This window comes from Kitasatospora sp. UYEF31, assembly GCF_057291755.1.
Window position 1 is genome coordinate 1 of the sequence record NZ_JBXAWK010000093.1, and the last position, 15,207, is coordinate 15,207.

Genomic DNA, 15,207 nt, shown 5'->3' on the forward strand with positions numbered 1-15,207 from the left:
GCCCCGCCCCTGAGCACTGGCCGACCCCGCCGAGCAGGGCACCTCACCCAGACCTCATCGCGAATCGGGCATCACGGCGCGAACCGCACTCTCAGGGCGCGATCGCGGTCACTGACTCCGCTGGTCTCCCAGGCTGCGGCGGCCAGGTCGCACACGCTGCGGCCGTCCCGCCGCTCAGCGGCCCGCTGCGCCTGCCGCATCAGCACGTAGGCTGCCATCGGCGCGTCGTTGCCCTCATTGGCGAGTTCGAGGGAATGCTCCAGCCAGAAGGACGCGTCCACCCCGTTGCCGAGGTTCTCGGCGGTCCAGCTCGCGAACTCCGCCCAGCGTGCCTCCACGCTCAGCAGGCCCGCCCGGACCTGTCCCTGTGCCCGCAGCCGGTGGTCGCGGATGACGGCCAGTTCGCGGGCGGCCGTTCCGTGTATCCGCGCCGGGCCGAAAGCGTTGTGGGAGGCCGTCAGGATGTGCAGCAATCCGCTCCAGTGCGGGACCAGGGTCGGGTCGACGGCTGTGTGCCAGGGAGTCTTCAGACGCGTGGTGTCCATGGCCGGAGCGGGGGAATTGACCGGGGTATCTCCCAGCGGGGGCGTGGCTGGTTGGACGGCGGGGATCAACGGGCGGAAGAGCCGGGCTGCGGGCTCGACAAACAGGTGCTCGAGAATGCGGCGGGTGTCGCGCTGCGGTACCCCTCCCAGATCCCCGCGCATCCAACGATCAAAGCTCCGCCGCGAGACCACTACATCCGCGAGCCGCGGCTCCCCCAGTCGTTCGGCCAGGTCTGCCGCAGCCCTGGCAAACTGCGGGCTGAAGCTCTCGATGGTGGTCCAGTCACGTTCTTGGACCAACTGGCGGAAGAGAGTTGCCTTCATCCCCATCACTCCCCTCGGAGCTGGGACCAGAGCCGCTCACCGCAGGTAGGCGGCTCCAGGAGCCCTGCGGTTCCCCCGGCTGTTCCGCGTGGCCCGCAGGGGACAGTGTCAGCTGTGGGATGGCTTGACGTCTCATGACAGCAGCCAGGTCCTCCTCGTCCGGGGGCGAGTGCGCGAGTCCTCGATGCGTCGGTGACCGGCTCGTGCAGGTCTGCGGATGATTTTCCCAGTCGGCGATCGAGCACTGCGGCGGCTTCCAGCGATGGGCGCCCGGGCCACGCTAGCGACATCCACCGGTCACGCGTTCGCCGGGCAACCGTGAGGTCAGTGAGGTGCGGAACTCTGGCCTTGCGGGCCATCGAACGCGCAGTACCGTCAAACTGACTACGGGACACTGCCCAGTCGTCCCAGTGTTGTTCCTGGATCAGGAGCCGGAACAACGTCGGGCGCGGCATCGCGGTGGCCCTCCTGAGTTGAAGGTTGAACGAGCGGATACCGACGGGACGGCCGGCCCGGCACAGCTCGGACGGCTACTAAGGTCGTACACTTCGTGACCTTCGCTAGGATGCTCCCCTTGATGCACAGTTAGCAACAGTTCCGAGCAGATTGCTCGATCGATTGCTTGTAGAGCGCTCAACGACCCGGCACACTTGTCCACATGGCGCAGACGAATGGGGCATCGTGGTCACTCACGCGCCGCGAAATCGGCAGTCGGCTGCAGGAGCTGCGCGACATCGCGGGATTGACCCTCGTCGAGGTCGCGCAACATGCGGCACTCCGGGACCGCGATATTAAGATCGACAACAGTGCCCTGAGCCGAATCGAGAACGGCAAGCGCGGCGTCTCCAAGGAGACAGCAAGCGCCCTCCTCGACTGCTACGGAGCCGACGCCACCGCACGCCGCGACCTCCTCGGCCTCCTCGGCATCGATACGACCCGGCGCCGAAGGCCCGCCCTGTGGCGCAGGTACTCCGCCGTGATCGGCCCGATGAAATTCGAGGAGTACCTCACACTGGAGCGGCGCGCCTCCCACCTGCGCAACTTCCAGACCGCCCTCATTCCCGGCCTGCACCAGACGCCCGAGTACGCGCGCCACGTGCTCGAAAGGATGCGTCCCGACCTCACGCCGACCGAACTCAACGGCCTGGTCGCGCTACGGATGAGCCGGCAGCAGGAGATCGTGAAGGGTGCCCTCGTCAGCTTCCAGGCCCTCGTCACGGAAGCGGCACTCCGGCGGACCGTCGGGGGCACAACGGTGATGAGAGCGCAGTTGGAGCGCTTACTCGCCGCCTCCGAACATCCGCCACACGCCATCAGGATCCTGCCGGACAGCATCGGGATCCATCCGGGGCTGGCGGGGCCGTTCGTCGTGATGTCTTTCCCGGAGTCCACCCCCGACGTCGTCTGCGTCGAAACCATGAGCCGCTCGGTGTACCTGGAAGAAGACGCGGACATTCTGCGCTACAGCGGGGTCTTCGCTGATCTGTGGGGCAGGGCACTTCAGCCCGACGAAACCCGCATACGCCTCAAAGAAATGATCAAGGAGCTGCAGCAGTGACAGCACGCAAGCCGGACCCCGCCGACCTTGACTTGACCCAGGTCGAGTGGAAGATCTCCTCGCACAGCGGAGGAGGCGGAGACTGTGTCCGCGTCGGCATCAAAGACGGTTACATCCTGATCGGCGATTCCACCAACCCCAATCGACTCCCCCACATCTACACCCCGGCAGAAGCCCGGGCGTGGCTCCTCGGCGCCAAGGACGGCGAGTTCGACTTTCTACTCAACCTCAACTGACCCACCCAGCAGACGCAAGCGGGCTGACCATCCTGGTCTTCCCGAGGACTGCACGCCTCAGGTGCTGGGGGATGCTGGTTTTCCCCCAGCGTGGGGTGGCACGGCGTGCTCAGCTCGCCCCCCATGTTGACGGATGCCCGAGACGGTTGGCCGGTTGGCCTGACAGAACGCTTCTCCAACAGGGACGATCGGCTGAGGCTCGCTGCCAACGCAGATCCGGTGGCGCGCGACTGTGCCTGAAGCTTTCCGGGGGTTTGTCTGGTGAGAGCACGTAACGACGAAGCACGGGCTACCCTGAACGCCTTCATCTCGGGAGATCGGTTCGCCTGCGTGGGTGCGAAGGCCGCGCTCGACCGCAGCACACTGGTGCACCATCACTATGAGGAGTTGGGGACCCAGGAGGCTGCGGCACGGCTCTTCGAGGATCTATCCGAGTTCGTGGCCATCAGGAACACCCTCGACCCGCACACCGCCACTTTCGTGGGGACCTTCGAGGGTCCGCTCCGGCTCACAGAAGGGCAGTTTGAGGCCCTGTTGTGGTGCCAACTGCAGTTGCTCCATGACCTCGACAGTCAACAGTTCGCCTGGCATCCGGAGTTTGATCCCTCGCCGGAGTCGGAGAACTTCGGGTTCTGTGTTGCGGGGGATCCGTTCTTCGTCGTCGGGATGCATGACGGAGCGTCACGTATCAGCAGGCGCTTCGGCTATCCGGCGTTGGTGTTCAACTCGCACGAGCAGTTTCAGCTGCTGTACGAGGTAGGGACGTTCCGGAAGATGCGTGACGAGATCCGCAGACGGGAGGTCATGCTCCAGGGATCGGTCAACCCGAGTTTGACCGAGTACCCAGCCCAGGAGGCCCGGCACTACTCAGGACGGGCGACCGAACCGGACTGGCGATGCCCCCTCCGCCCCCGGCACGCCGCGAGCGGCCCGAAGACCGGTCACGCCGACCCGGTGTCGGCCCCGAGTCCCGCCGTGGTGAACAGCGCTCACATGGTGCGGTGTTCACGATCGGATGTCGCTCTGCGGTGGGAGCCCGGGAGTGGCCGCACTCTGTTGGACCTGTGTCTCAGCAAAGGTGTGCGGGTGGACTGGCTGTGCCGTTCGGGCGTGTGTGGACGGTGTGCCACGCGTTTGGAGGACGGCGAGGTGGCCTACCAGGTGGAGCCCCTCGCCGAGCTGCGACCCGGGCAGGTCCTACTGTGCCTGGGCGAGCCGACCTCTGATATCACGCTCGACCTGTGACATCAGAGCAGGAGCCCTTGCCGTAAAGCGGCTTCAGCCAGGAGGACTGTCGAGAACTCGCGCCGGGGTCTGACTCCGAGCCGGTTGAAATGCATGTGCTGCAGGTCGATGTAGATCTCCTGTGGAGAGCGGCGGAGCAGCCCCTGGCGCTCCGCCGTTCTCCATCGGTCGCCCATAGACACCAGCAGTGGGCTCAGGTCGGCGTACGACTGGCAGGACGCGACGGCTTCGCGGGCCGTCTTGATCCGTTCCGCGCTCCTGTGGAGGGCTGCGTCCGCCTGGGTGGTGAGTGTTTCCCGGCCGGCCGCGTCGGCGGCGATCTCGTTGGCGATCCAACGCACGTGGGCGGTCATGACGGCGCCGATCTCCGGTCGGGACAGTCCGAGGCGGACGAGCAGATCACAGCAGGTGACGACAGCGATCAGTGGTTCTCGCCGGACGAGTTCGAGGAGCGTGAGGACGTTGAGGCTGTCGGCCATGAAGGTATCGTGCGCGATCGGCATCCCGGCGTCACCGCCGTACCTGTCGGTCTCAGGCCTGTAGTGGGTGATGACTTCGGGCGTTGAGGAGAGTTCGTCGCTCGCTTGGAGAATCGTGCCATGCCACGCCCGCAGCGCTTCCGGGCATGCGCGTACGCGGATCCGCAGGTGGTCGCCCCTGGGGACCGTAGCCGCCTGCGGGCGGGTGGGCCCGTGTTCCAGGCGCTCGTCGTGGTCGGAGTAGCGGACAAAGAACCACTCACTGCCGACTGCCCTCTCACTCTCCAGGAGCGCGAGGGCAACATGCTCCAGGTAGGTGTCCTGCCGGGCCGGCTCGACGTAGACCTTCACGGACCACCAGGTGGCGTCAAAAGGGTTTTCAGGCACGCCACTTCGCAAGTTCGGCTGCCACGAAATCGCGGTCGAGGTCCCGGGGGCCGGTGAGTGCGGTATGCAGGGGTTCTGTGACCTCGTCGTCGCCTGTCCTGATGCCCGTGGGGTCGGCGCAGTAGACCTGGCTGGAATGACGGATCAGATCGAGGAAGAGGAAGCCGTAGGAGGAGCTTCGCCCGGTCATCACGCTGTGGATCCCAGTGGCCGCCACGGCGGTGCGCAGGTCAACTTCCACTGGGCCTCTCGGTCGCAGCTGGAAGGTGTGGTCGGTGAAGTCCAGCCACCAACTCTCCGGCCGGTCTCCCTCGGAGCTCCCGGCCGGGGTGTACAGATCGAGTCGCCAGGTGATCCGCCAGCGGCGCCATGCTGCGAGCGCGTCGGCGTTGCTGGGATGCGTCAGATCGGCGAGGAGCTGGTGCTGGACGTAGTCGCGGGCGAAGGCCCGCGCCTCCTGTGCCGGGATACCGAGGGGGTTGGTGTCAGCGAAAGGCGGGATCCCGACGGCCGGATCATGCTGCCAGCGGGCGTAGGCATCGGTCGATACCGTCCGTACGAAAGAGGCGGCCTGCTGTTTGCCGGCCCATCCGCTGTCGGTGCGCTCGCAGTTGTCACCGGGGTTGAGGATCAGCCCTTCGGCCGGGATCTCCGCGGTCGCCAGGTCGGCCAGGAACCTGTCCGGGGTTACCGGGAACCCATAGGTGTTCTGCCAGTCGGCGGTGGTGAACCGCAAGCCGCCGGCGCTGGGGATTACCAGGTCCGGGTCGGTCAGCCGGACCAGGGATATGAGTTCTTCGTATTCTCTCGTATCGAGGGTTTTGCGCGAGGCGGGATTGCGCAGCTCGTACTGCAGGATGGGGCTGTACTGGGCAAGCAGGCAGTCGACCTTGCCAAGGAGCCGGCGCACGTCCTCGACGACCTTGGCGTCGATCACGGTGTCGATCAGACTCCACACGGTGGTGCGGCCGTCCCGGATCACCAGCCCCATCTCCGGCCAGCCGACGTGGGAAGGTGTCGCGATCAGTTCCAGGCCGTCGGCCCGGGCCTTGGCCCACGGCCGAAGGCCGCGTCGCCGGGTGAATCCCAGCTCGATGAGAGTCGTCTCGATCAGGTCATCGCCCTCGGGGTAGAACACCATCGCGTCCCGGTCGAGCAGATTGAGGGTCCTGACATCGAAGTGATCGAAGTGGCGGTGGCTGATGACAATGCAGTTGATCTTCGGGAGGCGGGCCGGATCAACGACCCGGTGTGGGTAGGAGGTGTTTGTCCCTCCCTCGAACGGGTCGAAGAACACCGGGTCGGTGAGGACGTTTCCGGCCGCGGTCTCGAACAGGAATGACGCGTGACCGATCGCATTGATCTTGATCGGGCATCTCCGATCGCAAGGGCGTGCCTTGGCCCAAGGCACGAATGGGGGGTGGGCACTGATCGTGCCCACCCCCACCACGTTGCGTCAAGAGTGACTATCGCTGTGCGACTGCCCGCTGGACCTGACCGATCGCCTCGTCAAGGGCTGCGGGGTCGCTGCCGCCGCCCTGCGCCACGTCGTCCTTACCTCCGCCTCCGCCGCCGAGAGCCTTGGCCGCGGTGCGCACCAGCTCGCCGGCCTTGATCCCGCGTTCACGGGCGGCCTCGTTGGTGGCCACCACGACGAGGGGCCGGTTGTTCGACACGGCGAAGACCGCCACCACGGCCGGCCCCCTACCCGTGATCCGGCTGCGCACGTCGAGAACCAGCTTGCGCAGATCGTCGGCAGAGGGGTCGTCGGCCACCCGGGCCAGGACCAACGCGATGCCGTTGACATCCTTGGCCTGCTCAGCGAGTCCCGCAGCGGCCTGGAGGACCTTCTGGGCACGGAACCGGTCGATCTCCCTCTCGGCCTCCTTGAGCTTGTGCAGGACCCCGGCGATCCTCTCGGGCAGCTCCTCGGGGCGCGCGTTGACGATCTCGGTGAGCTGCGCGACCACCGCGTGCTCCCGGGCCAGGAATTTGTAGGCGTCCACGCCGACCAGGGCCTCGACGCGGCGAACACCGGATCCGATGGACGACTCTCCCAGCAGCTTGATCAAGCCGAGCTGCGCCGTGTTGCCGACGTGCGTCCCGCCGCACAATTCCTTGGAGAAGTCGCCGATGGTGACCACCCGCACCTCGGAGCCGTACTTCTCGCCGAACTCGGCGATGGCGCCCTGCTTGCGGGCCTCGTCCATGGTCATGACCTCGGCGCGCACATCGAGTTCGCGGGCCAGGACCTCGTTGATCTTCTGTTCGACATCGGTGAGGACCGTGCCCGGAAGCGCGGTCGGGGAGCCGAAGTCAAAGCGGAACCGGCCGGGGGCATTCTCTGAACCGGCCTGGGCCGCGGTCGGACCGAGCGCGTCGCGCAGGGCCTGATGGGTGAGGTGGGTGGCGCTGTGAGCGCGGGCGATGGCGCGGCGCCGGACCAGGTCGATCTCGGCGAACGCGGCGGCCCCGAGGGTGACCTCGCCGACCACGACGACGCCCTTGTGGACGCTGACGCCGGGCACCGGCTGCTGCACGTCACGGACCGCGATGACCGCCCCGTTCTGCATCTTGATCCGGCCGGCGTCGGCGAGCTGGCCGCCGCCCTCGGCGTAGAACGGGGTCCGGTCGAGGACAACCTCGACCTCATCGCCCTCGTGCGCGGCCGGCGACGGGAGACCGTCGACCAGCAGCCCGAGAACCGTGGCTTCGCCGTCGTTGGCGGTGTAGCCCGTGAAGACGGTCTTCCCGGCGGTGTCGGCGACCTCACGGTAGGCGGACAGGTCGGCGTGGCCCAGTTTCTTGGATTTGGCGTCGGCCTTGGCGCGGTCCCGCTGTTCCTTCATAAGGCGGCGGAAGCCGTCTTCGTCCACCGACAGGCCCTGCTCGGCCGCCATCTCCAGGGTCAGGTCGATCGGGAACCCGAAGGTGTCGTGCAGCTGGAAGGCCCGGTCCCCGGCCAGCAGCCCGCTGCCGGCCGACTTGGTTTCCGCCACGGCGGTTTCGAGGATCGTGGTACCGCTGCGCAGGGTCTGCAGGAAGGAGGCTTCCTCGGCGATGGCGATCGCGTCGATGCGGCTGTGCTCGGTCAGCAGTTCCGGGTACTGCGGGCTCATGAGCCCGACCGTGGTGTCGATCAGCTCATGGACGGATGTTCCCCGTGCGCCCAGCAGGCGCATGTTGCGGATCGCGCGTCGCATCATCCGGCGCAGTACGTAACCGCGGCCCTCGTTGCCGGGGGTGACGCCGTCTCCGATGAGCATCACGGCGGTGCGGATGTGGTCGGCCACCACGCGCAGGGCCACGTCGGACTTCGGGTCCCTGCCGTACTTGGTCGAGGTGAGTTCTGCGGCCCGGTCCAGCAGGGGGCGCGTGGTGTCGATCTCGAACAGGTTCGGCACGCCCTGCAGCATCATCGCGAGGCGCTCAAGGCCCAGGCCGGTGTCGATGCTCTTGTTCGGCAGGTCACCCAGGATCGGGTAGTCCTTCTTGGCCCCGCCTTCGCCCCGCAGGGACTGCATGAATACGAGGTTCCAGAACTCCAGGTAGCGTTCCTCGTTGGCTTCCGGGCCGCCACCGGGTCCGAACTCCGGACCACGGTCGATGCAGATCTCCGAGCACGGCCCGCAAGGGCCGGGGACTCCCATCGACCAGTAGTTCTCCTCGACACCGAGGCGCTGGATCCGGTTGGCCGGCACGCCGACCACCCGCCGCCAGATGTCCTCGGACTCGTCGTCGTCGAGGAAGACGGTGACCCAGAGCTTGGAGTCGTCCAGTCCGAAACCCCCGTCCGACACGGACTTGGTCAGCAAATCCCAGGCCTGCGGGATCGCTGTCTCCTTGAAGTAGTCACCGAAGGAGAAGTTCCCGCACATCTGGAAGAAGGTGCCATGCCGGGTGGTCTGGCCGACCTCCTCGATGTCGACCGTACGCACGCACTTCTGGACGCTGGTTGCCCGCCGGTACGGCGGTGCGACCTCGCCGAGGAAGTATGGCTTGAAGGGCACCATGCCCGCGTTGACGAGCAGAAGCGTCGGGTCGTCGGCGATCAGCGAAGCGGACTCGACCACCGTGTGGCCACGCTCGCCGAAATAGTTGAGCCATCGCCTGCGGATCTCTGCCGACTCCATTATTGCCCTCCGTGTAGAAACTCTGAGCCACCGAGGTGGCACGTGCCGACACCCCGGTAGCAGGCCTTCGGCACCGTAGGCAACCCATCGTAGGGCGAACGGCCAGCCGGACGCTCACCAGTTGTCCCTCGCCACCGGAAGCGGCACCACGGCAGGGGGACCGCAGGTGCCGATGCCAGGGAACACCAGGTTCCGTCCCTGACCCGGGTTCACCTGCGCGCGGAATCTTCAGGTGACCCGGCATCGAATGGATCACGCGGCGGGATTCCGCCGATCTTCTCAATCGCGTTGACCCTCAGTGAGGCCCCGGCTACCGTTCGACGGGCAATGCGCATCGGACTGGAGAGGTTGAGATGAGCAAGAGCACACTGGAGTCCACCGAAGAGGTTCAGGTAACGGCCGGGGCGGACGCGCCGGCCGACGACTGGGAGGTCGAAGAGATCCTCACCCGGTTCGACCAGGTGAGCGAGCGCGGCGGCACGCGGGCTGGCGGCACCACGTCCTGCCACTGATCACCCTGCCCTCGGCCCCGCAGCACCGGCTGCGGGGCCGAGGCGTTCTCACCCCCGGCCGACCTACCCTTGTCGAGGGACTGTGGATCTTCATCTGTCCAGGGTTGTCTTCCTGCGCTTATCCGCCGGCGATCCTGCCTGGCTCACCCGACTGCGATGGTCCTCGACAGCACTCGCTGCCCTTGATGAACACCAGCGGCTCGCTGATCTGGAAAGCGAACTGGCCCAGCGCGTACAGGAGTGCCGGAACCGGTTCCCCCCGGAGGTCTGGACAAGCCTGCAAGCCTGGCTGGCCCACTCGACCCAGCGGGCAGCCAGCCGCCCACCGAACGTCCTGCGGGACGACCCCGGCGCACAGCAGCTCTTCCTCGACCTCGCCGCTCTCCGCCACAAGCGGGCCCAGCACGAGAGCCACGTGCACCGGCTCCTGGTGGAAGAGCAAACCGCGCTCGAAGAGCGGGCCTTCGAGCTGCTCGCCGATCCGCGGATGCGGCTCATCGCCGACCACGCGAGCAACACCTTCACCACCGCCCTAAAGAAGGCGACAGCAGGTCGGCCGCTCCAGGCGAAGGAGCGTCGCAGGCTGGCCCGGACGATCTATTCTCTTGCCGCCCGCAGCACCTACAAAAGCTGCCCGTTGGCGTTCGCCGCCGACACCGCGGTCCTTCGACTCGGCCAGGTCAGCCGATCAGCTATCGCCGTCGACCATGCGGCGTACCTGGCGATGCGCCCGAACCAGCAGCTCAGCAACAACGTGATCGCGGCGCTCCGGCCGACCGCGAGCTACCTGGACGGCAAGGGCGGACTGCACCTCAACACCGCAGCCCGGCTGGACGGCGAGCGTCTGCTGTGGTGGAGGGAGGTCCGGGTCGGCGCACGCGTGAGAGAGAGCCTTGCCGCCGTGGCGTTACCCGCCGCAGCCCGAGCCATTGTCGAACGTGTGGTCCAAGGGGCCGGCGCGGCGGAACTGAACGCGCAGCTGTCCGAAAGCGACCGCCGGGTACTCGGACGCCTCGTCGAACAAGGCATCCTGGTCCGCGAAGACCTCGTGACTCCGCTCGACCGCGACCCGTGGGAGTTGATCGACGCAACCGCGCAGGAGGCCCGGCGCAACGGCACCGATCACACGGCCCCCAGCCTCGACCTGCTGAGGCACGCGCGGCGCTTCGTGCGCCCGCAAGGCATCGAGGCCCTGGAAATACTGGCCGTCACCTCTATTACCTCGGCCCTGCGACAGGTCGCCGACGAAAGTCTCGGCGAGGACCGCACCCCGAGCAGCATCCTGTCGGCCGACACATACCGAAAAGTCGAAGGCGGTCTTTCCGCCCGGGATCAAGAGACGGTGCGCCGTGCGGCCACCCAGTACCTCACCCTCGGTGCCCTCGCCTACCCGCTCACCCCCACGTATCGCAAGCGACAACGCTATGTCGATCACTTCCGCGGCAAGTACGGCGATGACAGGGCCATCCGGTTGGAAACCGTCCTGGTGGACGACTGGACGGTGATCGACCAGGCGCTCTCGTTCCTGCTGAGTCCCGAACACTCCCCGGTCCACCCGGACAGCGACCTTCTCTGGCCCAACCCTCCAGCCGACGACACCCCGTACACGCGGCTGTTCCGAGAATTCGAAAGGGCGGCAGCCTCCGGATCCCCGGAGTACGCGATACCGCCACTCACGATCGAGCCTTCCATCCTGGCCACGGCACGGCCGGTCATCGACGTGATCTGCAGGATCGGACGGCGAGCAGGCGACGGCGTCGAGGTCCTGGTCGAGTCCGCTACCGTCTCCGGGCGGCTCATCGAACGCCACCTGAACTCCCTCACCCATCTCGATCGACGCTCTGCGGACGCGGTCGAGGAATATCTGACGACCAGGCTTACCGGTCCCGAAGGCCAGGACCTGGACGCGATCCCCACCCTGGTGGTCGCGACCCACGCACAGCCCCGACTGCAGAACCTGTGCGCTGTCCACTGGCAGGGCGAACTCGTCCTGCCGATATCCGAGCCCATACCCGGGCGCCTGGCCGACCACATGGTTCGCTACCACGAACTCCATGTCCGGTTCGACAGCAACCGTTCCGCATTCGTGGTGACCGGCGGGCCCGATGGCAGGCCACTGGACTTCACCTGGCCGAGCCCGCTCAGCCCCAGTTTCAGCAGGCGCCTGCACTTCCTGCGCTTTCTCACCCTCGCCACCGCACCCGTGATCACCGCACCCCGATGGCTGCCGTGGGAAGCGGAAACCGGTGGCCACATGCCCCGTCTGAAGGCCGGGCCGCTTGTCGTGTCACCCGAGCGCTGGTCCTTCCCCACCGCAGCCCTGGTGACCCGCCTGACCGCAGCCACCAGGCCGGCCGGATACACCGCCCTGCGGACCTTTCAACTCCAGGAGCGCCTGCCCGATCAGGCGTTCGTCTACACCTCGTACGACACCCGGCCAGCGTTCGTCGACCTCACCTCGCCGTGGGGAGCCGAAGTCCTCTTCCAGATACTGCGCCGGGCCACCACCACCCGGGCCAGCACCGTGCTGATCGAGGAACGCTTTCCGATCCCGGGCACTGAACTCGTCGACTCGCCGTCAAAATCGAGCTCGCTAATCTTCCAGTGCTCGTACACCAACGATGCGGCAGGCAAGGAACCCCCATGTTGACCGACTCGCAGCTCGGCCACTTCAGGGAACACGGCTACGTCGTGATCCCCTGTCCCTTCAGCCCGGACGACTACGAGCACCTGACCACCCTGGCCCGGGACAACCGGGATCTCGCCAACTCCGACGGTGTGCGGCTCTCCCGGCTCGACCCGCGGTACACCGTCGCCGACAGCCACGAAAAGACGCTCCAACTCCCCCAGAACCCGCAGGTCCTGAGCGCACTTGAGCAGATCTACGGCTCACCGGACTTCAGGCTTTTCCTCGGCAACTGGGCGAACCGCACACCGGGGATCAAGCCCCTGATCAACTGGCACACGGACTACCAGGAGACCCAGCGCCCCCTGGGCCCGCGAGTCGAGGTGCACTGGTACCTGACCCCGGCCACCCAAGCCAACGGCTGCCTCCGCGTCGTTCCGGGCAGTCATCGAGTGCCCGTCAAAGCGACGCTGCGCGAACTCATCCACAGCGGTCGGGAACAGAGCACGCACTGGCGCAACAATCAGACCAGGCACCCACGGGAGATCTCCCTGGAGCTCGGTCCCGACGACCTGCTGATCAGGGACGGTTTCATCTGGCACTCCACCTTCGTCAACGAGACCGCCGAGATCCGCTACATGTACGTGTGGAGCTTCGCCCCGCTAGCGGAGACGATCATGCTGGTCGACTACGAGCTGTTCCTTCCCCGCCACGTGGTGGAGTCACCCACCCCAGTGCAGAGCAGGCTCTTCGCTCTCGATGACCACTACCGGGCAGGCCTGGTGGACCGGGTCGGCAAGCCCGTGGAGCCGCTGAGGGTCCGGCTCGGATACGAGGCCGATCGCGAGTGGCGGGCTTCGAAATACTACGTCGACGGGGAAGACTCACGAGTCGAAAACCTGTGAATCCCCGCAGCTACCACCAGTACTACGCCTGTGCCCGTCGCCCCCTCGCCAGCGGCTACGGCTACCTGTCCAACGAGCGCGCCTTCCTCGAACTGCACACCCTTGCGAAGGACGCACCCGGTGAGGCATTTCTCATCGACGTCGGCGACGGCCAGACCGAGGCCACACACTGGGCAGCCAAACGAAGCCAGTCCCAGGACGAATACACACCCGAGCGGTTACGCACCCCCAAGTTCACCCACCGTGCAGAGCAGAAGCAGCCAGCAGACGCGCCTGCCACGCCGACAGGCGGATCGCCGTTCCTCGAGGTCGTCATAGCCGGTGGTAGCGCGCTGGCCTCCTGGGCCCGCTCGACTCCGGCGCAGCGAGCACGTCTGAGCCTGCACACCGACCCGATGGACCTGCACTGCCACACGCCGCTGAACCAGAGGCTTCTGCCAGCCCACCTGCAAGTCTGCCAGGACCTCGTGGAGCAACTCGCCACACTCCGCCAGACCGGCGCCTGGACGCATCTGCGCCCTCCGCTCCTGGCCGCCGTCTGCCTCGCCCATCTCTTCGAACGCCTCGGTCTCGACGAGGGCCGAAGAGCGGAACTGGCCGAATTCGGCCGGGAGTACCTCAGCCAGTACCTTGAGCTGGGCAGCGCCCATCGTGACCCCGACGTCCTACGACGCCGGGTCCACCAGATCGAAATGGCACTGCTCAACGCCGGCACCACCGGGAAACCCAGTCCGCACCGCGTGGGGTCCGACGATCCCGCCCTGCAGGAATCCGGCATCTTCTTCCCTCAATCGGTGTGGATGCAATTCCATTGGTTCACCGCCTCGCTCGGAGTGACGCTCTCTCAGGAGATGGCACTGGCTGAGGCTTTGGAGCAGTGGACACTCAGTTCTCTTCGTTGAGCCGGGTCGTTGAAGTTGCCAGCGCCTCGGCGATCGCGGTCTGCCGTGTGTGCGGCAACCGGGCCCGGTTCCAGTGAAAAACGATCAGGAACGCTGCCGCCTCGCGCGGCCCCACATACGCGCCCGGAGCGCGGAAGTACTCACTCTCCCAGCGGGGGTACTCCGCCTTTACCGCCTGGCGGAACCGATCAACGAGTTCGTGCGCAGCAGGAGCGAGCATCGAACGAAGCCGGTCAGGCTCCTTCCACGCCCGACGCAGCCCGGCCGCCGCTCGTTCCCAGGACTCCGGCTCGTGTTGGTCGAATCGCCGGCCCGCCTGCCAGCGAAGCCGGTCCCAGACGTCCCGGTCCTCCCAGCCAATCACACCAATCTCATCAAACAGCGCACGGATCATGAGCAGCGACAGCGCCCACGCGGGACCCAGCGCAGACCCAGCCGCGTGGTAGTCCAGCCAGACGAGTGAGTCGGTAGTGAAGATGCGGTGCACGCTGCGCATCGAGACCGGGCCTCCGAACAGATGCTGTTCGGGTTCGTAGACGGCAGGGTGCCAGTCTGCCAAAAGTCCTTGCCGCCGCCACGTCCGCAGCCGCTCCTGTACGTGGCCGATGAGTTCAGCGCGTCCTGAGGGTGCCGCCCGGAGCCGAAGCCGAACACCCGGAAGCTTGCTCATGAAATAGAATTCCTCGGCCGTGCCCGAGGACAAGAGCTGCCCGGCAGCTTCGGACAACGCACCGTACAGCGGCTCGTGAGGTTCATCGGAGGGCAGGCGTATCCCGAACTGAACCCATGTTGGATCACTTCCTGCTGAGCGAATGGCGGGCAGACCGGCGCTGAGGAAGATCTCCGCGAGCCGGACAAGATCAGCACTGGCTTCGGCATCGGTCCCATCCAGGTGGCCGGCAACCCGCCGAAGGAACTCCACGATGGTCAGCTGCTCCAAGCCGACCAGGATCTGCCCATCCACTGCGTTGCCGACATCCATGCGGCCAGAGTAGCCATTCCCCGGTCGCCCTCTCCTGCCCGCTGTAGCCCTGCGGATAGGTGTGTGCAGGTAGCGACGCGCCGACTGATTCTCAACCGACCAACAGAGCAAAATGGCGGCGCTTTGGAACTGACGGGACGCCAGGAAGATCGCTACGCTGGGACGCAATGTGGGCAGCGCGGGTTGGCTCGGTACGTCGGAGTCGACGCCCTCGCCTCCACGCCTCTTCCCGGGCCTTCGAACTGCTGGTTCCCCAGGCGGCGATTTTCAGCTCCCCGTGAGAGTGCGGTATGTGATCTTATGCCCGGCTTGTGGTCACTCGATGGGGTGACGGCGGGGCATCTTCGCCGGTCAGGCGTTCGGGATTCGCTTG

12 protein-coding genes are annotated in these 15,207 nt (G+C 66.4%); 7 read left to right on the top strand and 5 right to left on the bottom strand.

Features of this window, described 5'->3' with window-relative positions:
* Positions 1-71: 71 nt before the first annotated feature.
* Positions 72-869, bottom strand: a complete 798-nt coding sequence (locus AC0Z36_RS27960; protein WP_485465858.1) for a hypothetical protein — start codon at positions 867-869, stop codon at positions 72-74.
* A 658-nt stretch (positions 870-1,527) separates the two neighbouring features.
* On the opposite strand from AC0Z36_RS27960, the gene AC0Z36_RS27965 reads away from it, so the two are divergent.
* From AC0Z36_RS27965 to gntA, 3 genes are all read left to right on the top strand, one after another.
* Positions 1,528-2,427, top strand: a complete 900-nt coding sequence (locus AC0Z36_RS27965; protein WP_485465859.1) for a helix-turn-helix domain-containing protein — start codon at positions 1,528-1,530, stop codon at positions 2,425-2,427.
* Complete coding sequence (locus AC0Z36_RS27970) at positions 2,424-2,663, top strand: DUF397 domain-containing protein (RefSeq protein ID WP_485465860.1); 240 nt, start codon at positions 2,424-2,426, stop codon at positions 2,661-2,663. Before AC0Z36_RS27965 ends, AC0Z36_RS27970 begins: the two co-directional genes overlap by 4 nt.
* 261 nt (positions 2,664-2,924) lie before the next feature.
* Positions 2,925-3,908 (top strand): guanitoxin biosynthesis heme-dependent pre-guanitoxin N-hydroxylase GntA, encoded by a 984-nt coding sequence (gene gntA / locus AC0Z36_RS27975; protein ID WP_485465861.1) that lies wholly within the window; start codon positions 2,925-2,927, stop codon positions 3,906-3,908.
* A 2-nt stretch (positions 3,909-3,910) separates the two neighbouring features.
* On the opposite strand, the gene AC0Z36_RS27980 is transcribed toward gntA, so the two are convergent.
* From AC0Z36_RS27980 to alaS, 3 genes are read right to left on the bottom strand one after another with little or no spacing between them, the layout of a single operon-like run.
* Positions 3,911-4,774: a thiopeptide-type bacteriocin biosynthesis protein gene (locus AC0Z36_RS27980; protein ID WP_485465862.1), complete on the bottom strand. Its 864-nt coding sequence runs from the start codon at positions 4,772-4,774 to the stop codon at positions 3,911-3,913.
* A complete protein-coding gene (locus AC0Z36_RS27985) occupies positions 4,767-6,215 on the bottom strand; it encodes an MBL fold metallo-hydrolase (protein ID WP_485465863.1) in 1,449 nt (482 codons plus the stop codon). The genes AC0Z36_RS27980 and AC0Z36_RS27985 overlap by 8 nt, the downstream gene beginning before the upstream one ends.
* Before the next feature lie 25 nt (positions 6,216-6,240).
* A complete protein-coding gene (alaS, locus tag AC0Z36_RS27990; RefSeq protein ID WP_485465864.1) occupies positions 6,241-8,907 on the bottom strand; it encodes an alanine--tRNA ligase in 2,667 nt (888 codons plus the stop codon).
* A gap of 353 nt (positions 8,908-9,260) precedes the next feature.
* Between alaS and AC0Z36_RS27995 the strand changes: the two genes are divergently transcribed.
* The 4 genes from AC0Z36_RS27995 (at position 9,261) to AC0Z36_RS28010 (ending at position 13,852) form a co-directional block, all read left to right on the top strand.
* The gene (locus AC0Z36_RS27995; protein WP_485465865.1) at positions 9,261-9,419 is read left to right on the top strand and encodes a hypothetical protein; all 159 of its coding nucleotides are present in this window, start codon (positions 9,261-9,263) and stop codon (positions 9,417-9,419) included.
* An 82-nt stretch (positions 9,420-9,501) separates the two neighbouring features.
* Positions 9,502-12,069 (top strand): lantibiotic dehydratase, encoded by a 2,568-nt coding sequence (locus AC0Z36_RS28000; RefSeq protein ID WP_485465866.1) that lies wholly within the window; start codon positions 9,502-9,504, stop codon positions 12,067-12,069.
* Positions 12,063-12,950, top strand: a complete 888-nt coding sequence (locus tag AC0Z36_RS28005) for a phytanoyl-CoA dioxygenase family protein (RefSeq protein ID WP_485465867.1) — start codon at positions 12,063-12,065, stop codon at positions 12,948-12,950. The genes AC0Z36_RS28000 and AC0Z36_RS28005 overlap by 7 nt, the downstream gene beginning before the upstream one ends.
* The gene (locus tag AC0Z36_RS28010; protein WP_485465868.1) at positions 12,947-13,852 is read left to right on the top strand and encodes a hypothetical protein; all 906 of its coding nucleotides are present in this window, start codon (positions 12,947-12,949) and stop codon (positions 13,850-13,852) included. Before AC0Z36_RS28005 ends, AC0Z36_RS28010 begins: the two co-directional genes overlap by 4 nt.
* On the opposite strand, the gene AC0Z36_RS28015 is transcribed toward AC0Z36_RS28010, so the two are convergent.
* Entirely contained in the window at positions 13,836-14,834 is a 999-nt protein-coding gene (locus tag AC0Z36_RS28015) for a thiopeptide-type bacteriocin biosynthesis protein (RefSeq protein WP_485465869.1), read from the bottom strand. The two genes, AC0Z36_RS28010 and AC0Z36_RS28015, sit on opposite strands and share 17 nt — an antisense overlap.
* Positions 14,835-15,207: the final 373 nt, after the last annotated feature.